General features: G+C 54.1%; 22 protein-coding genes. 20 read left to right on the top strand and 2 right to left on the bottom strand.

The window, feature by feature from the left end; genetic code table 11:
• Positions 1–28: 28 nt before the first annotated feature.
• The 4 genes from B9Z42_RS12960 to B9Z42_RS12945 are packed head-to-tail and all read left to right on the top strand — an operon-like array spanning position 29 to position 5,420.
• A complete protein-coding gene (locus B9Z42_RS12960; protein WP_143474093.1) occupies positions 29–1,303 on the top strand; it encodes a hypothetical protein in 1,275 nt (424 codons plus the stop codon).
• Positions 1,304–1,333: 30 nt separating this feature from the next.
• Positions 1,334–3,538 (top strand): ATP-dependent DNA helicase RecG, encoded by a 2,205-nt coding sequence (recG, locus tag B9Z42_RS12955; protein ID WP_100133824.1) that lies wholly within the window; start codon positions 1,334–1,336, stop codon positions 3,536–3,538.
• 4 nt (positions 3,539–3,542) lie between these two features.
• Complete coding sequence (locus B9Z42_RS12950) at positions 3,543–4,505, top strand: LysR substrate-binding domain-containing protein (protein WP_100133823.1); 963 nt, start codon at positions 3,543–3,545, stop codon at positions 4,503–4,505.
• 9 nt (positions 4,506–4,514) lie between these two features.
• Entirely contained in the window at positions 4,515–5,420 is a 906-nt protein-coding gene (locus tag B9Z42_RS12945) for a 4-hydroxybenzoate octaprenyltransferase (protein WP_100133822.1), read from the top strand.
• A gap of 68 nt (positions 5,421–5,488) precedes the next feature.
• Here the strand turns inward: B9Z42_RS12945 and B9Z42_RS12940 are convergent, their stop codons facing one another.
• On the bottom strand, positions 5,489–5,743 hold the full coding sequence (locus tag B9Z42_RS12940) for a hypothetical protein (RefSeq protein WP_100133821.1): 255 nt from the start codon (positions 5,741–5,743) through the stop codon (positions 5,489–5,491).
• A gap of 54 nt (positions 5,744–5,797) precedes the next feature.
• Positions 5,798–6,628 carry a pyrroline-5-carboxylate reductase gene (gene proC, locus B9Z42_RS12935; protein ID WP_100133899.1) on the bottom strand — a complete coding sequence of 277 codons (831 nt, stop codon included), beginning with the start codon at positions 6,626–6,628 and terminating at the stop codon, positions 5,798–5,800.
• 240 nt (positions 6,629–6,868) lie between these two features.
• Here proC and rplN point away from each other — a divergent pair, with 240 nt between their 5' ends.
• From rplN to rpoA, 16 genes are all read left to right on the top strand, one after another.
• On the top strand, positions 6,869–7,237 hold the full coding sequence (gene rplN / locus B9Z42_RS12930) for a 50S ribosomal protein L14 (RefSeq protein WP_025596343.1): 369 nt from the start codon (positions 6,869–6,871) through the stop codon (positions 7,235–7,237).
• A 9-nt stretch (positions 7,238–7,246) separates the two neighbouring features.
• Positions 7,247–7,567 (top strand): 50S ribosomal protein L24, encoded by a 321-nt coding sequence (gene rplX, locus B9Z42_RS12925; protein WP_100133820.1) that lies wholly within the window; start codon positions 7,247–7,249, stop codon positions 7,565–7,567.
• 2 nt (positions 7,568–7,569) lie between these two features.
• Positions 7,570–8,109 (top strand): 50S ribosomal protein L5, encoded by a 540-nt coding sequence (gene rplE, locus B9Z42_RS12920; RefSeq protein ID WP_100133819.1) that lies wholly within the window; start codon positions 7,570–7,572, stop codon positions 8,107–8,109.
• Positions 8,110–8,117: 8 nt separating this feature from the next.
• Positions 8,118–8,423 (top strand): 30S ribosomal protein S14, encoded by a 306-nt coding sequence (rpsN, locus tag B9Z42_RS12915; protein ID WP_100133818.1) that lies wholly within the window; start codon positions 8,118–8,120, stop codon positions 8,421–8,423.
• Positions 8,424–8,440: 17 nt separating this feature from the next.
• The gene (rpsH, locus tag B9Z42_RS12910) at positions 8,441–8,836 is read left to right on the top strand and encodes a 30S ribosomal protein S8 (protein WP_100133817.1); all 396 of its coding nucleotides are present in this window, start codon (positions 8,441–8,443) and stop codon (positions 8,834–8,836) included.
• A 24-nt stretch (positions 8,837–8,860) separates the two neighbouring features.
• A complete protein-coding gene (gene rplF, locus B9Z42_RS12905; protein WP_100133816.1) occupies positions 8,861–9,394 on the top strand; it encodes a 50S ribosomal protein L6 in 534 nt (177 codons plus the stop codon).
• A gap of 11 nt (positions 9,395–9,405) precedes the next feature.
• The gene (gene rplR / locus B9Z42_RS12900) at positions 9,406–9,771 is read left to right on the top strand and encodes a 50S ribosomal protein L18 (RefSeq protein WP_100133815.1); all 366 of its coding nucleotides are present in this window, start codon (positions 9,406–9,408) and stop codon (positions 9,769–9,771) included.
• A gap of 18 nt (positions 9,772–9,789) precedes the next feature.
• Positions 9,790–10,308, top strand: a complete 519-nt coding sequence (rpsE, locus tag B9Z42_RS12895; RefSeq protein ID WP_100133814.1) for a 30S ribosomal protein S5 — start codon at positions 9,790–9,792, stop codon at positions 10,306–10,308.
• Between the two features lie 14 nt (positions 10,309–10,322).
• Positions 10,323–10,505 carry a 50S ribosomal protein L30 gene (gene rpmD, locus B9Z42_RS12890; protein ID WP_100133813.1) on the top strand — a complete coding sequence of 61 codons (183 nt, stop codon included), beginning with the start codon at positions 10,323–10,325 and terminating at the stop codon, positions 10,503–10,505.
• A 9-nt stretch (positions 10,506–10,514) separates the two neighbouring features.
• Positions 10,515–10,946 carry a 50S ribosomal protein L15 gene (gene rplO, locus B9Z42_RS12885; RefSeq protein WP_100133812.1) on the top strand — a complete coding sequence of 144 codons (432 nt, stop codon included), beginning with the start codon at positions 10,515–10,517 and terminating at the stop codon, positions 10,944–10,946.
• A gap of 25 nt (positions 10,947–10,971) precedes the next feature.
• Positions 10,972–12,288, top strand: coding sequence for a preprotein translocase subunit SecY (secY, locus tag B9Z42_RS12880; protein WP_100133811.1), 1,317 nt, complete (start codon positions 10,972–10,974; stop codon positions 12,286–12,288).
• Positions 12,289–12,356: 68 nt separating this feature from the next.
• The gene (gene rpmJ / locus B9Z42_RS12875) at positions 12,357–12,470 is read left to right on the top strand and encodes a 50S ribosomal protein L36 (protein ID WP_011481465.1); all 114 of its coding nucleotides are present in this window, start codon (positions 12,357–12,359) and stop codon (positions 12,468–12,470) included.
• A gap of 25 nt (positions 12,471–12,495) precedes the next feature.
• Positions 12,496–12,861: a 30S ribosomal protein S13 gene (rpsM, locus tag B9Z42_RS12870; protein WP_100133810.1), complete on the top strand. Its 366-nt coding sequence runs from the start codon at positions 12,496–12,498 to the stop codon at positions 12,859–12,861.
• Between the two features lie 18 nt (positions 12,862–12,879).
• Complete coding sequence (gene rpsK / locus B9Z42_RS12865; RefSeq protein ID WP_100133809.1) at positions 12,880–13,281, top strand: 30S ribosomal protein S11; 402 nt, start codon at positions 12,880–12,882, stop codon at positions 13,279–13,281.
• 100 nt (positions 13,282–13,381) lie between these two features.
• On the top strand, positions 13,382–14,005 hold the full coding sequence (gene rpsD, locus B9Z42_RS12860) for a 30S ribosomal protein S4 (protein WP_100133808.1): 624 nt from the start codon (positions 13,382–13,384) through the stop codon (positions 14,003–14,005).
• Between the two features lie 112 nt (positions 14,006–14,117).
• Complete coding sequence (rpoA, locus tag B9Z42_RS12855; RefSeq protein ID WP_100133807.1) at positions 14,118–15,110, top strand: DNA-directed RNA polymerase subunit alpha; 993 nt, start codon at positions 14,118–14,120, stop codon at positions 15,108–15,110.
• Positions 15,111–15,171: the final 61 nt, after the last annotated feature.

Here is a 15,171-nt window from a genome sequence, read left to right as displayed (position 1 = left end):
AATAAAGTTTACTTCGTACTTGTTGCCTATGTCTAACCCTCAATTCCTCGTCACCTGCGGGGGGCGGCTTATCTTCCAGCAGGCATTTGCGGTGTTGTCAGCTCCTTGGCTGGTGTGTTTGTGCCTGTGGTTTTTCAATGCAGGGGCGCACGCACAGGTGCTGGGCGATGACGCAGATGTGTTCAGCACACATGTTGCAAAGGTGGGGGTAGATGCCTGGCGCTTGAGCCCTAAAACGCCAGAGACTTTGCTGATGCTGCCAACCAACTCGCAATGGCATTACAAATCAGTGTCGCCGTGGCTCACGTTTGATGGACAAATGACGGTGCATCGCCATGCGGTGCTGAGCCTAAAAGTGCGCGCCGATCAGGCCATGGGCACGCATGTGGATGAAATGAGTTTGGATTGGTCGGTGTCTCCCAGCCTGGGATTTAAGGCTGGGGTGGTGAGCTACAAAACCAGTTGGTGCCGAACGTACGACGTCGACTCACCATGGGTGCGCGAAAACGACCCGTTTTGTACGGTAAAGACCACGAGTGATGCCGGTGGGGGGGCGCCGGGCTTGCAGGTGTATGCCAGTGCGCCTGTGGGCAGCTATCGTGTTCAGGGGTTGGCTGGTATCTATCGACCCTTGCTGTTGAACTACAACACGACCGAGTTTTCGAATGTGCCTTATGACAATGCGCACATTGATCGCAACAGCAAAAAAGGCCTGTCTGTCAGTATTCAAAATTTAGAGACAGCTTCTGAATTGCGCTTGGGCTTGCTCCATGCGGATCAGTCGGAGTACGTGTTCGGCAGTTGGAATACGGAGTCTTTTCGCGTTCATCAGAGCTACAACATGGTGTTTTTAGGTGGTGCTTTTTACGTGGCACCCCAAGTGCAACTGCGTTTGCAAACGCTTAGGCATGACATGCGTTCTAACAATCGGTCTGTGCCTGGGAGCCTTCGGCCGAGTTATTTGGGAGGGGTTGATTTAGCCCGTCGTTCGGATGTTGTGGAGGTGAATTATTGGCATTCACCGCAAGATGTGTTTGCACTCGCTGTGTCTCGCTACATCTACGACAACTCTTACACCGACACGTCCTACCCGTTGCCCGGCTATTACACATATCGCAATTACTTCATCTACAAAAACAAAAACATATCTGCCAGTTGGCGTCATGACTGGGCGAAGGGCGTTTTCACAGCGGTGCAGTGGAGCTACAACAGCTTAGACATCTACAACCGTCTCATCACGGACGCTCCGAACCGCGAAGCAGGCGGCCACGGCCTAGGCGTGCGTTTGGGTTACCAGTTCTAGTTCTCAAGCGGCGGGGCACAATCACAGCCCATGCCAGCTGCTCAGCCCACCGTCACCGTCAAAACAGACAACAAGCCGCTTTCCGCGCCGCAAAAGGCGTTGCGTAAGCTGGGGCTCGACCGTGACATCGACTTGGCGCTGCACCTGCCGCTGCGCTACGAGGACGAAACCCGCATCGTCCGTTTGACGGACACCCGCGAGGGCGACACGGTGCAGATCGAGGCCACGGTGGTGTCTTGCGAAATTACCTACAAGCCGCGCCGCCAATTGCTGGTGGAGGTCGACGACGGCTCCGACACCTGCACCTTGAGGTTTTTTAGCTTCTACCCGTCACAACAAAAAGCGCTGGCCGTGGGCAACCGCTTGCGTTTGCGCGGCGAGGTGAAGGGCGGCTTCATGGGGCGCACGATGATGCACCCGAGTTTTCATGTGGCGGGTGGCGAGCTGCCGCAAGCCTTGACGCCTGTCTACCCCACGTCTGCCGGATTGCCACAGGTGTATTTGCGCAAGGCGGTGCATGGGGGCTTGGTGCACGCGGCACGGCACGGCGCGTTCACGGAGACCATCCCGCAAGAGTCCATGCCGCCCTCGACGCTGCGGTATGGCAAAGGGCGCGACGCCAACAGCGGCAGTGTGGATGCGTGGGGGCTGGCGCAGTCGTTGCATTTTTTGCATCACCCCACGCCCGATGTGTCGCTGGCGCAGTTGGAAGACCGCACGCACCCCGCTTGGCAGCGGCTCAAGGCCGAAGAGTTGTTGGCGCAGCAGTTGTCGCAATTGCAGTCCAAACGCGCGCGCGATTTGCTGCGTGCGCCTGCTTTGACGTTGCGCCCAGGCGGCTTGCACGAGCAGCTGTTGGGCGTGCTGCCGTTTGCTTTGACGGGCGCGCAGCGTCGCGTGGGCGAAGAGCTGGCGCAAGACTTGATGCGCCAAGTGCCCATGCACCGCTTGTTGCAAGGCGATGTGGGCTCTGGCAAAACCGTGGTGGCCGCGCTGGCCGCCGCCGTGGCCATGGATGGGGGCTGGCAGTGTGCCTTGATGGCGCCGACCGAGATCTTGGCGGAGCAGCACTTTCGCAAGCTCATTGGCTGGCTAGAGCCCTTGTTGACGCCGTTGGGCAAACGCGTGGCGTGGCTCACGGGCAGTCAAAAAAAGAAAGAACGCACCGAGATGTTGGGCTTCATCGCCAGCGGTGAAGCCGCGTTGGTGGTGGGCACGCACGCAGTGATTCAAGAGCAAGTGAAGTTCAAAAACTTGGCCTTGGCCATCATCGATGAGCAGCATCGCTTTGGGGTGGCGCAGCGCTTGGCGTTGCGCGAGAAGATGAAATCCACGGAGGCACCCGATGCGAACGGCTTCGATGCCTCCGCTTCTGCGCCTCAACAAGAGCCGCACATGTTGATGATGAGCGCCACACCCATTCCCCGCACCTTGGCCATGAGCTATTACGCGGACTTGGATGTGTCCACCTTGGACGAGCTGCCGCCCGGACGCACGCCGATCGTGACGCGCTTGGTGTCCGAGAGTCGCCGCGATGAGTTGATTGAGCGCATTCGCCACCAAATCGACCAAGGCCGGCAGGTGTATTGGGTGTGTCCGCTCATCGAAGAGAGCGAAGCGATCGACTTGACCAATGCGACCGAAACACATGCCTTGCTGACCGAGGCGCTGAACCCGCCCGGCAGTGCGCCCGTGTTGGTGGGCTTGCTGCATTCGCGCATGCCAACGGGTGACAAAAAGGCCGAAATGGCGAAGTTTGAAAGCGGGCAAATGGCGGTGTTGGTCAGCACCACGGTGATTGAGGTGGGCGTGGATGTGCCCAATGCCTCGTTGATGGTGATTGAGCATGCCGAGCGTTTTGGTTTGTCGCAACTCCATCAACTACGTGGCCGCGTGGGGCGCGGTGCGGCAGCTTCCGCTTGTGTGTTGATGTACGCCACAGGCGACAGTGGCCGTTTGAGTGAGACGGCCCGTGAGCGCCTCAAAGCGATGGTCGAGACCACCGATGGGTTTGAGATCGCGCGTCGCGATTTGGAAATTCGCGGGCCCGGCGAGTTTTTAGGCGCACGCCAATCGGGCGCCGCGCTGCTGCGTTTTGCAGACTTGGCGGAGGATGTTGAATTGTTGGAGTGGGCCCGAGAGCTGGCACCAACCATGCTGGACCAATACCCGCGCCAAGCTGATCAGCATGTGGCGCGTTGGTTGGGTGGAAAATCAGATTTCTTGAAAGCTTGAACCCATGACGCTGACTGAACTCAAATACATCGTGGCCGTGGCCCGTGAAAAACACTTTGGCCGTGCGGCCGATGCTTGCTTTGTCTCGCAGCCCACGCTGTCGGTGGCGATCAAAAAGCTGGAGGAAGAGCTGGAGGTCAAGCTTTTTGAGCGCAGCGCCAATGAGGTGGCTGTCACCAGTTTGGGAGAGGAAATTGTTCGGCAAGCGCAAAGCGTGTTGGAGCAAGCGGCCAGCATCAAAGAAATTGCAAAGCGGGGCAAAGACCCATTGGCGGGGCCTTTGCGCCTTGGCGTGATCTACACCATTGCGCCGTATTTGCTGCCGGCCTTGGTACGTCAAAACATCAAAAAGACGCCTCAAATGCCATTGATGCTGCAAGAGAACTTCACTGTCAAGTTGCTGGAAATGTTGCGCACGGGCGAGATCGATTGCGCCATCATGGCCGAACCTTTTCCAGACACGGGCTTGGCGACTGCGCCTCTGTATGACGAGCCCTTCATGGCCGCGGTGCCGAGCAACCATCCCTTTGCGGCGCTGAGTCAGATCAACGCCGAAGAGCTGAAGAACGAAACCATGTTGCTGCTGGGCAATGGCCATTGTTTCCGAGACCATGTGTTGGAGGTCTGTCCCGAGTTCGCTCGTTTTTCAAGCCATGCCGAGGGCATTCGTAAAAGCTTCGAAGGCTCATCGCTGGAGACCATCAAGCACATGGTGGCCGCGGGGATGGGCGTGACCTTGGTGCCGCGTTTGAGTGTGCCCAAGGAGGCGCTAGAGCCGCACAAGCGCAAGAAGACGGAAGAAACCTATGTGCGTTATTTGCCCATCGTCGATGCCGATGGTGCGGCCCCGCCAACGCGACGCGTGGTACTCGCGTGGCGGCGCAGTTTTACCCGTTACGAAGCGATCGCCGCCTTGCGCAATGCCATTTACGCCTGCGAATTGCCTGGCGTGAGCCGCCTTTCTTGAGATCTTGGTATGCGCGAACGTTTGGCTTTGTATTTAGATTTGATTCGTTGGAACCGGCCAGCAGGATGGCTGCTGCTGTTGTGGCCATCCCTGTCGGCGCTGTGGTTGGCGGCAGGGGGCTGGCCGGGATGGCACGCGCTTGCTGTCTTTGTGCTCGGAACCATTCTGATGCGCAGTGCGGGCTGCTGTATCAACGACGTGGCAGACCGCGAGTTTGATCGCCACGTGAAGCGCACCGCACAGCGGCCTGTGACGCGCGGAGCGGTGACTGTGCGTGAGGCGTTGGCTGTGGGTGCCGTGCTGGCAGCCTTGGCATTTGCGCTGGTGGTGAGCACCAATGCAGCGGCGGTGGGTTGGTCATTCGTAGCGCTGGCGGTGACTTTGGCATACCCCTACGCGAAGCGCCATGTGTCGATGCCGCAAGCCGTGCTGGGGGTGGCGTTTAGCTTCGGCATTCCGATGGCATTTGCCGTGGTGCAGGGGGAGGGCATGACTTGGCAGACGTTGACGCTGCAAGGTCTTTGCGGCGTAGTGCCTTGGCAAGCGTGGGCACTCCTCGCGTTCAATTTGTTTTGGGTGCTCGCGTACGACACCGAGTATGCGATGGTGGACCGCGATGATGACTTGCGTATTGGCATGAAGACATCGGCCATCACCTTGGGGCGATTCGATGTGGCGGCGGTGATGGGCTTTTACGCCGTTTATTTGACAGGTTGGTTGTGGGTGTTGCGCGATCAACAGTTGGGTTGGCCTTGGCTTTTGGCTTTGTCGGCGGCAGCGCTTCAAGCCCTTTGGCACTTTGCGCTCATTCGTGGACGCACCCGCGATGGTTGTTTTTTGGCGTTCCGTCAGAACCATTGGATCGGAGCAACGATCTTTGCTGGTATGGCCATCGGCTTGGCTTTAAGGCCCTGAGGTGATGCCTAGAAGCCAAGAAAAAAGCGCTTGTAAACAAGCGCTTCTTTTTTAGGTTTGGTGGTTGATCAAAGCGCTTTGGCTTTCTTCGCCTTCTTGGCTTTTTTGGCCTTTTTCTTTTTCCCTTTTTTGTCGGCCTTGGGAGCGACATAGGGCTCTGCTTTGAACGTCGGCGCAGGTGCTGCCTGAGGGGCTTGCACGGCTGGTGCGACTTGAGGCGCAGGCGCAACAGGCATGGTTGCTGGTGCTACAGCTTGGGCTGATGCGAACAGTGGCAGAGCTACCGTGACAGCAGCGATAGAGGCGGTAATGAATTTGTTCATGATGAAAAATAGAGGAGAAGCTATAAGGATTATCGTCGCATTGGTTGGTGCGACTTAACCGCCAAATGCATCACCCATTTCTGCGGCGCGCTGCTGGGCTGCAAGCAATGCGGCTTGAAATTGTTCTGCCATACCTGCGGCTTGCATGGTCGAAATGGCTGCGTAGGTGGTCCCGCCCTTGGATGTGACACGCTCTCGCAAGATGGTGGGTGACTCATTGGCGCTGCGCGCCAACTCGGCGGCGCCCACAAATGTGCCGACCGCCAGTTGATGGGCTTGTGCTTCGGTCAACCCCATATGAACACCTGCCTTCACCATGGCTTCAATGAAGAAAAATACGTAGGCGGGGCCTGAGCCGGAGACGGCGGTCACAGCGTCGAGCAACGTTTCATCGTTGACCCAAAGGTACTGACCTGTTGTCGCAACGATGCGTTCAATCCATCCTTTGTCTTCTGCTGTAACACTAGGACGCGCAAACAAGCCCGTTTGTCCCAGACCCACCAACGCGGGTGTGTTGGGCATGGCACGTACGATGCGCTCAGAATTCAGCCATTGGGCAATGCTGTCGCTGCGAATGCCCGCTGCGACACTTAAATGAAGGGCGTCTTTGCAAAACATACCTGTCGACAAGGCGGCGTCTTTGAAGACCTGGGGTTTGACAGCCCAGACGACCAAGCCCGCTTCTTCAAGGGCAGGGCCTGCAGATGCGTAAGTTTTGATGTTGAATTGATGCTCGATACGTTGGCGCGTCTCTTGAAAGGGCTCGATCACGATGATGCGAGAGGCGGGGGTGCCCTGGTGAATCAGGCCGCCGATGATCGCGCTGGCCATGTTGCCGCCGCCGATGAAGGCCAAGGTCGAATGGGAAGTGTCTTTGTCATGCATGCCGATGATTGTGTCGCACACAAGAAAGCCAGCAGAAATGGCATAGAGAAAAATTTGTGAAATAAATTGACGCAGGCTAAATAGTTGTGCCATAATCTGCGGCTCCGCTGAAAAAGCGGGGTTATCTGCCCAAGTAGAAGCGTTGCGAGTGGTTCGTGGCGTGGATGACGGGCCCAAGACTGATCGGTTGGATGTAAGACGCAAGTCGTGCATGCACTGATGCAAGTTGGGAATATATAAATGATCCAGACTGAATCTCGGTTAGATGTCGCTGACAACACCGGCGCAAAGTCCGTTTTGTGCATCAAGGTGCTCGGCGGTTCGAAGCGTCGCTACGCAAGCGTGGGCGACATCATCAAAGTGAGCATCAAAGAAGCTGCGCCTCGTGGCCGCGTCAAAAAAGGCGAGGTTTACAGTGCTGTGGTGGTTCGTACTGCCAAGGGTATTCGCCGCGGCGACGGTTCGCTCGTAAAGTTTGACGGCAATGCAGCAGTTTTGCTCAATGCCAAATTGGAGCCTATCGGCACCCGTATCTTCGGCCCAGTCACGCGTGAGTTGCGTACTGAGAAGTTTATGAAGATCGTGTCTTTGGCTCCTGAAGTTCTGTAAGGGCACATCATGAACAAGATTCGCAAAGGCGACCAAGTCATCGTCCTCGCTGGGCGTGACAAAGGCAAGCGTGGCGTCGTGTCGTTGCGCAGTGATGACAGCCACTTGGTGGTTGATGGCATTAACTTGGTGAAAAAACACACCAAGCCAAATCCAATGGCTGGCACGCAAGGTGGCATCGTTGAAAAAACAATGCCAATTCATCAGTCCAATGTGGCGATTTTTAACGCGACATCTGGCAAGGCTGATCGAGTTGCTATCAAGATTCTGGCTGACGGCAAAAAAGTGCGCGTCTACAAGTCCAGTGGCGAAGAAATCAAGGCGGCATAAGCATGGCACGACTGCAACAACACTATCGCGAAAAAGTGGCTCCTGAGTTGACCGCTAAGTTCGGTTACACATCGCCCATGCAAGTTCCGCGCTTGACAAAAATCACGCTGAACATGGGTGTGAGCGAAGCTGTCGCTGACAAAAAAGTCATGGACAACGCTGTCAGTGATTTGACCAAAATCGCAGGCCAAAAGCCTGTGGTGACCAAGGCTAAGAAAGCGATCGCGGGCTTCAAGATTCGCGAACAGCAGCCCATCGGTTGTATGGTTACATTGCGCGGCGTGCAAATGTACGAATTCCTGGATCGTTTCGTGACCGTGGCTTTGCCTCGCGTTCGTGACTTCCGTGGTATTTCTGGTCGTGCGTTCGATGGTCGTGGTAACTACAACATCGGCGTTAAAGAGCAGATCATTTTCCCTGAGATTGAGTACGACAAAGTCGACGCACTGCGCGGCCTCAATATCAGCATCACGACAACGGCTAAGACTGATGATGAGTGCAAAGCGCTCCTCGCTGGTTTCCGTTTTCCGTTCAAGAACTGAGGTCGAACATGGCTAAACAAGCATTGATCGAGCGCGAGCTCAAGCGAGACCGTCTGGTTGCCAAGTTTGCAGCTAAGCATGCAGAGCTGAAGGCGATTGCCAACGACTTCAAGCGTAGCGACGAAGAGCGCGCTGCTGCACGTTTGGGTTTGCAAAAGTTGCCTCGCAACGCAAACCCAACGCGTCAACGCAACCGTTGCGCTATCACCGGACGTCCTCGTGGGACATTCCGCCAATTTGGCCTCGGCCGAGCCAAGATCCGTGAATTAGCCTTCCAGGGCAACATTCCCGGCATCACTAAAGCCAGCTGGTAAAAGGCAGGAGATTCAACATGAGCATGAGTGATCCAATCGCCGACTTGCTGACTCGTATTCGCAATGCGCAAATGGTGGCCAAGCCCACTGTGATGGTGCCTTCTTCCAAAGTGAAGATTGCTATCGCGCAAGTGCTGAAAGACGAAGGCTACATCGACGGTTTTCAAATTAAAAAAGACGCTGGCAAGACAGAGCTTGAGATTACTCTCAAGTACTACGCAGGTCGCCCAGTGATTGAGCGTATTGAACGTGTGAGCCGTCCTGGTTTGCGCGTTTACAAAGGCTGCGATGCTATTCCACAAGTCATGAATGGCTTGGGTGTTGCTATCGTGACGACGCCCCAGGGCGTGATGACAGATCGCAAAGCGCGCGCTACCGGTGTCGGTGGCGAAGTGTTGTGCTACGTCGCTTAACCGCAGCCTAAAGGAAAGACTGAAATGTCCCGAGTAGGAAAAATGCCTGTGACCGTCCCCCAAGGTGTGGATGTGTCAATTAACAGCCAGCTCATCAGTGTCAAAGGTACCGGCGGCGCGCTGTCGGTTGCTTCTCACGCTTTGGTGAAGGTTGTCAACGAAGCTGGTCAAGTGTCATTCACGCCAGTTGACGATTCACGTGAAGCAAATGCCATGAGCGGCACATTGCGCCAGTTGGTCAACAACATGGTGACCGGTGTGACAAAGGGCTTTGAGAAGAAGTTGCTGTTGGTCGGCGTTGGCTACAAAGCCGCTGCGCAAGGTACCAAGCTCAACTTGGCGGTGGGTTTTTCTCACCCCGTGAACAAAGATATGCCTGAAGGCATCAAGGTTGAAACGCCTGCTGCTACGGAAATCATCATCAAAGGTGCTGACCGTCAACGCGTGGGCCAAGTGGCCGCTGAGATTCGTGCGATTCGTCCCCCTGAGCCTTACAAAGGCAAAGGCATCCGTTATTCGGATGAGAAGATCACGATTAAAGAGACCAAGAAGAAATAAGGAGCTGCACCATGTTGACCAAAAAAGAGCAGCGTCTTCGCCGGGCACGTCAAACTCGCATCCGTATCGCCAATCAAGGCGTGGCGCGTTTGATGGTGAACCGCACCAATTTGCACATTTATGCCAGCGTGATTTCTGGTTGTGGCACGAAAGTGTTGGCAACAGCATCTACGGCCGAAGCCGATGTGCGCACAGCGCTGGGCGCTACAGGCAAGGGCGGCAACGTCAATGCTGCACAAGTGATCGGTAAGCTGATTGCTGAAAAAGCAAAAGCTGCTGGCGTTGAAAAGGTTGCGTTTGATCGCTCCGGTTTCGCTTATCACGGTCGCGTCAAGGCTTTGGCCGATGCAGCCCGCGAAGCTGGCTTGCAGTTCTAATCGAATTGGAAATTACAAATGGCTAAATTTCAAGCTAAAACGCAAGGTGACGGTCCAGAAGACGGACTGCGCGAAAAAATGATCGCGGTGAACCGCGTTACCAAAGTGGTGAAGGGCGGCCGTATTCTCGGTTTTGCAGCCTTGACCGTTGTGGGTGATGGCGATGGCCGCGTTGGCATGGGCAAAGGCAAGTCGAAAGAAGTGCCAGCTGCTGTGCAAAAAGCGATGGAAGAAGCCCGTCGCAACATGACAAAAGTGTCGTTGAAAAACGGCACGATCCACCACAAGGTGCATGGCCACCATGGTGCCGCAAACGTCATGATGATTCCAGCACCCAAGGGTACCGGCATCATTGCGGGCGGTCCAATGCGCGCTGTGTTTGAAGTCATGGGAATCACCGATATCGTGGCGAAGAGTCATGGTACGTCGAACCCATACAACATGGTTCGTGCGACTTTGGATGCCTTGAACAACGCAACAACTGCTTCGGAAGTGGCAGCAAAGCGTGGCAAGACCGTCGAAGACATCTTCGCCTAATCTTGGAGCATTCAATGACTACCCAACAAACAGTGAAAATCCAATTGGTTCGCAGCCCAATTGGCACCAAAGAATCGCACCGAGCCACCGTTCGTGGTTTGGGTTTGCGCAAGCTCAATTCTGTGAGCGAGTTGCAAGACACCCCAGAGGTGCGCGGCATGATTAACAAGATCAGTTATCTGGTCAAAGTGCTGTAAAGGTTGAAGATGGAACTCAATAACATCAAACACGCACCTGGCGCTAAACATGCCAAGCGTCGTGTCGGTCGCGGTATTGGCTCCGGCCTTGGCAAAACTGCCGGCCGTGGCCACAAAGGTCAAAAGTCGCGTTCAGGTGGCTACCACAAAGTTGGTTTTGAAGGCGGTCAAATGCCTTTGCAACGTCGCTTGCCTAAGCGCGGCTTCAAGTCAACAACTTTGAAGTACAACGCTGAAGTGACATTGGCAGCACTCGAGCAATTGGGTGCCGCTGAAGTTGACATGAACAGCTTGAAAGAAGCCGGTTTGGTCGCTCACATTGCACGCGTTGTCAAAGTCGTCAAAACGGGCGAATTGACAAAAGCTGTGAAATTGAATGGTATTGGTGCCACTGCTGGTGCTAAGGCCGCAATTGAAGCTGCTGGCGGCACTGTCGCTTAAGTCAACTTATTAGGAATAGCACTCCGTGGCAACGAATCCATCATCGGGCGGTAATTCTGATAAGTTCGGGGACTTGCGTCGCCGACTGATCTTTTTGCTGCTGGCCTTGGTCGTTTACCGTGTGGGTGCGCACATTCCTGTGCCCGGCATTGATCCAAACCAGCTTCAACAGCTGTTCAATGGTCAGCAGGGCGGCATTTTGAGTTTGTTCAATATGTTCTCGGGCGGCGCTCTGTCGCGCTTCACCGTGTTCGCATTGGGCATCATGCCTTACATCTCTGCATCGATCATCATGCAGTTGCTGACCTATGTGCTGCCATCTTTGGAGCAGCTCAAGAAGGAAGGCGAAGCGGGACGTCGCAAGATCACACAATTCACACGCTACGGCACTCTGGGGCTGGCTTTATTCCAGTCTATGGGTATTGCATTGGCCTTAGAGGCTTCTGCAGGGTTGGTGAATGTGCCTGGTTTTGGTTTTCGCATCACTGCGATGGTCAGCTTGACAGCCGGCACCATGTTTTTGATGTGGTTGGGTGAACAAATCACCGAGCGAGGTTTAGGCAACGGAATTTCTATTCTGATTTTCGCTGGCATTGCTGCAGGATTGCCCAGTTCTATTGGCGGTCTTCTTGAGTTAGTCCGCACTGGCGCGATGAGCATTCTGATTGCGCTGTTGATTGTTGTCGTCGTATCGATGGTGACTTATCTGGTCGTCTTTGTTGAGCGCGGTCAACGCAAGATTTTGGTGAACTATGCGCGTCGCCAAGTTGGTAATAAAGTTTATGGTGGTCAGTCATCGCACTTGCCACTGAAGCTGAACATGGCAGGTGTGATTCCTCCCATCTTCGCTTCATCGATCATTCTTTTGCCTGCAACTGTAGTTAGCTGGTTCAGTTCCGGCGACAGCATGGTTTGGCTGAAAGATATCTCTGCCGCATTGGCACCGGGCCAGCCTGTCTATGTGATGTTGTACGCAGCAGCAATTGTTTTCTTCTGCTTCTTCTACACTGCTTTGGTATTCAATAGCCGCGAAACTGCAGACAACTTGAAGAAAAGCGGTGCTTTTGTTCCTGGAATCCGTCCAGGCGATCACACCGCCAAGTACATTGACAAAATTTTGGTTCGACTCACCTTAGCCGGTGCTGTGTACATCACGTTTGTATGCTTGTTGCCCGAGTTTTTAATTTTGAAATACAACGTCCCGTTTTACTTCGGTGGAACTTCGTTGTTGATTATTGTGGTTGTCACCATGGACTTTATGGCTCAGGTGCAGAACTACATGATGAGCCAGCAGTATGACTCACTGCTTAAAAAGGCCAGTTTCAAAACAACGCTCGGTTGAAGAACCGGAAAAAAGGTGTCTCATCCCTTTGATGGGGGTGGGGTAAAATTGAGTTTTAGGAGAATGAAATGAGAGTTTCGGCTTCGGTCAAGAAAATTTGCCGCAACTGCAAAATCATCCGCCGCAAGGGCGTGGTTCGTGTGATCTGTACAGATCCACGCCACAAACAGCGTCAAGGCTGATTGAACTGGTTTAAAGAGGACGCATATGGCACGTATCGCTGGCATTAACATTCCGCCGCACAAACACGCTGAGATCGGTTTGACATCGATTTTCGGTATTGGTCGTACACGCGCTCGCAAAATTTGCGAAGCATGTGGCATTGATTACGCAAAAAAGATCAAAGATCTGACTGACTCGGACCTCGAAAAGATCCGTGACCAGATCGCTGAGTTCACGATCGAAGGCGACTTGCGTCGTGAGACGACCATGAACATCAAGCGTTTGATGGATATCGGTTGCTACCGTGGTTTCCGTCACCGCCGTGGTCTGCCCATGCGTGGTCAGCGTACGCGTACCAACGCACGCACACGTAAGGGTCCGCGTAAAGCAGCCCAAGCGTTGAAGAAATAACAGGATTGAGGCAGAACAATGGCTAAATCACCTAGCGGCGCAGCATCACGCGTTCGTAAAAAAGTCCGTAAAAATATTGCCGATGGCATTGCACACGTGCACGCCTCGTTCAATAACACCATCATCACGATCACCGATCGCCAAGGCAACGCCTTGTCATGGGCATCGTCAGGTGGTCAAGGTTTCAAAGGCTCACGCAAGTCAACCCCATTTGCTGCTCAAGTAGCATCTGAAGTGGCTGGCCGCGCTGCAGTTGACCAAGGTATCAAAAACCTGGATGTTGAAATCAAAGGTCCAGGTCCTGGTCGTGAATCTTCAGTGCGTGCTTTGGCTGCATTGGGTATTCGCATCAATTCGATTGCTGACGTGACACCCGTGCCGCACAACGGCTGCCGTCCACAGAAGCGTCGTCGCATCTAAGCGTTCGCGCTTTATTGTTAACCACAAGCCCACCGCCGCTGGTATCACTACCAGCGGCTCCTCACTTTTTGTGAGCAGATGATTAAAGAAGGAATTTCAAGTGGCACGTTACCTAGGCCCCAAGGCCAAACTCTCACGCCGTGAAGGCACTGACCTGTTTTTGAAGAGCGCACGTCGCTCAATCGCTGACAAGTCCAAATTCGACACAAAGCCAGGCCAACACGGCCGCACTTCTGGTCAACGCACGTCTGACTACGGATTGCAATTGCGTGAAAAGCAAAAAGTCAAGCGTATGTACGGTGTCTTGGAGCGACAGTTCCGCCGTTATTTCGCTCAAGCAGACCGTCAAAAGGGCAACACAGGCGCTAGCTTGTTGTTTATCCTCGAGTCACGCTTGGACAACGTGGTTTACCGCATGGGCTTTGGCTCAACACGCGCTGAAGCACGTCAATTGGTGTCTCACAAGGCGATTACTGTTAACGGTAATCAAGTGAACATTCCTTCATACTTGGTCAAAGCTGGCGACGTGATTGCTGTCCGTGAAAAGTCCAAGAAGCAAGGTCGTGTTTTGGAAGCCCTCGAGTTGGCCAAACAAGTGGGCATGCCTGCATGGGTCGAAGTGAATGCAGAAAAAGCAGAAGGTACTTTCAAGAAGTCACCTGACCGTGATGAATTTGCAGCCGACATCAACGAATCGCTGATCGTCGAACTGTATTCGCGTTAATTCTGGTTGAAGTTTTCAACCTAACGCACCCCACGCTGCCTGCTCCTGCGGCGTGGTCCAGACACCCTGCCTTACCGGTGTAACGAGCCGGGGGTATTGAGAGGAAATCTGAATGCAAACAAACTTGCTGAAACCTAAAAACATCCACGTCGAGCAACTGGGTCACAACCGCGCCAAGGTCACCTTGGAGCCGTTTGAGCGTGGCTATGGACACACATTGGGCAACGCTTTGCGTCGTGTCTTGTTGTCGTCTATGGTTGGCTACGCCGTGACTGAAGTCACGATTGCTGGCGTTGTGCACGAATACTCATCCATTGATGGCGTGCAAGAAGATGTGGTCAACATTTTGTTGAACCTCAAAGGCGTTGTGTTCAAGTTGCACAACCGTGACGAAGTCACTTTGAGCTTGCGCAAGGACGGCGAAGGCCCCATCACTGCGGCAGACATTCAAACTCCGCACGATGTTGAAATCATCAACCCTGAGCACGTGATTGCTAACTTGTCGCAAGGCGGCAAGATTGACATTCAGCTCAAAGTTGAAACAGGCCGTGGCTATGTGCCCGGCACTGTGCGTCGTTACGGCGAAGAGCCAAGCAAGTCGATCGGTCGTATCGTGTTGGACGCATCGTTCTCGCCTGTAAGCCGCGTGAGCTACAGCGTTGAAAACGCCCGCGTTGAGCAACGTACCGATTTGGACCGCTTGGTCATGGAAATCGAAACCAACGGTGCAATTTCTGCAGAAGACGCAGTACGTGCATCGTCCAAGATTTTGGTTGAGCAACTCAAGGTGTTCGCACAATTGAGCGACGAAGAAGTTGCAGGTACATCCGCCTCTTCAGGTTCGGGCAATACCCAAAACTTCGACCCTATTCTGTTGCGTCCTGTTGACGAACTCGAACTCACTGTTCGTTCGGCCAACTGCCTCAAAGCAGAAAACATTTACTACATTGGTGATTTGATCCAGCGTAGCGAAAATGAACTGTTGAAGACGCCTAACTTGGGTCGTAAATCTCTCAATGAAATCAAAGAAGTTCTGGCTTCACGTGGTTTGACTTTGGGCATGAAGCTCGAGAGCTGGCCACCTGCAGGCTTAGAGCGCCGTTAATTTCAAATATTCACTGACATCACGTCCACTGGCCGTACCTGATACGGCGGCCGGCAAAATA

Origin of the sequence: Limnohabitans sp. B9-3 (genome assembly GCF_002778325.1) — a bacterium.
Classification (GTDB): Bacteria; Pseudomonadota; Gammaproteobacteria; order Burkholderiales; family Burkholderiaceae_C; genus Limnohabitans; species Limnohabitans kasalickyi.
Note: the sequence above shows the minus strand (reverse complement) of the source record. Positions and strands in the feature narration are given on the sequence as shown.

Excerpts from the sequence above, each read along its gene's own strand:
- rplN (WP_025596343.1), top strand. The coding sequence starts at position 6,869 with ATGATCCAGACTGAATCTCGGTTAGATGTCGCTGACAACACCGGCGCA.
- rpsM (WP_100133810.1), top strand. The coding sequence starts at position 12,496 with ATGGCACGTATCGCTGGCATTAACATTCCGCCGCACAAACACGCTGAG.
- rplE (WP_100133819.1), top strand. The coding sequence starts at position 7,570 with ATGGCACGACTGCAACAACACTATCGCGAAAAAGTGGCTCCTGAGTTG.
- rplX (WP_100133820.1), top strand. The coding sequence starts at position 7,247 with ATGAACAAGATTCGCAAAGGCGACCAAGTCATCGTCCTCGCTGGGCGT.
- rpmJ (WP_011481465.1), top strand. The coding sequence starts at position 12,357 with ATGAGAGTTTCGGCTTCGGTCAAGAAAATTTGCCGCAACTGCAAAATC.
- rplO (WP_100133812.1), top strand. The coding sequence starts at position 10,515 with ATGGAACTCAATAACATCAAACACGCACCTGGCGCTAAACATGCCAAG.
- B9Z42_RS12950 (WP_100133823.1), top strand. The coding sequence starts at position 3,543 with ATGACGCTGACTGAACTCAAATACATCGTGGCCGTGGCCCGTGAAAAA.
- rpsE (WP_100133814.1), top strand. The coding sequence starts at position 9,790 with ATGGCTAAATTTCAAGCTAAAACGCAAGGTGACGGTCCAGAAGACGGA.
- rpsH (WP_100133817.1), top strand. The coding sequence starts at position 8,441 with ATGAGCATGAGTGATCCAATCGCCGACTTGCTGACTCGTATTCGCAAT.
- rpoA (WP_100133807.1), top strand. The coding sequence starts at position 14,118 with ATGCAAACAAACTTGCTGAAACCTAAAAACATCCACGTCGAGCAACTG.
- B9Z42_RS12945 (WP_100133822.1), top strand. The coding sequence starts at position 4,515 with ATGCGCGAACGTTTGGCTTTGTATTTAGATTTGATTCGTTGGAACCGG.
- rplR (WP_100133815.1), top strand. The coding sequence starts at position 9,406 with ATGTTGACCAAAAAAGAGCAGCGTCTTCGCCGGGCACGTCAAACTCGC.
- B9Z42_RS12960 (WP_143474093.1), top strand. The coding sequence starts at position 29 with ATGTCTAACCCTCAATTCCTCGTCACCTGCGGGGGGCGGCTTATCTTC.
- B9Z42_RS12940 (WP_100133821.1), bottom strand. The coding sequence starts at position 5,743 with ATGAACAAATTCATTACCGCCTCTATCGCTGCTGTCACGGTAGCTCTG.
- rplF (WP_100133816.1), top strand. The coding sequence starts at position 8,861 with ATGTCCCGAGTAGGAAAAATGCCTGTGACCGTCCCCCAAGGTGTGGAT.
- proC (WP_100133899.1), bottom strand. The coding sequence starts at position 6,628 with ATGCATGACAAAGACACTTCCCATTCGACCTTGGCCTTCATCGGCGGC.
- rpsN (WP_100133818.1), top strand. The coding sequence starts at position 8,118 with ATGGCTAAACAAGCATTGATCGAGCGCGAGCTCAAGCGAGACCGTCTG.
- rpmD (WP_100133813.1), top strand. The coding sequence starts at position 10,323 with ATGACTACCCAACAAACAGTGAAAATCCAATTGGTTCGCAGCCCAATT.
- recG (WP_100133824.1), top strand. The coding sequence starts at position 1,334 with ATGCCAGCTGCTCAGCCCACCGTCACCGTCAAAACAGACAACAAGCCG.
- rpsK (WP_100133809.1), top strand. The coding sequence starts at position 12,880 with ATGGCTAAATCACCTAGCGGCGCAGCATCACGCGTTCGTAAAAAAGTC.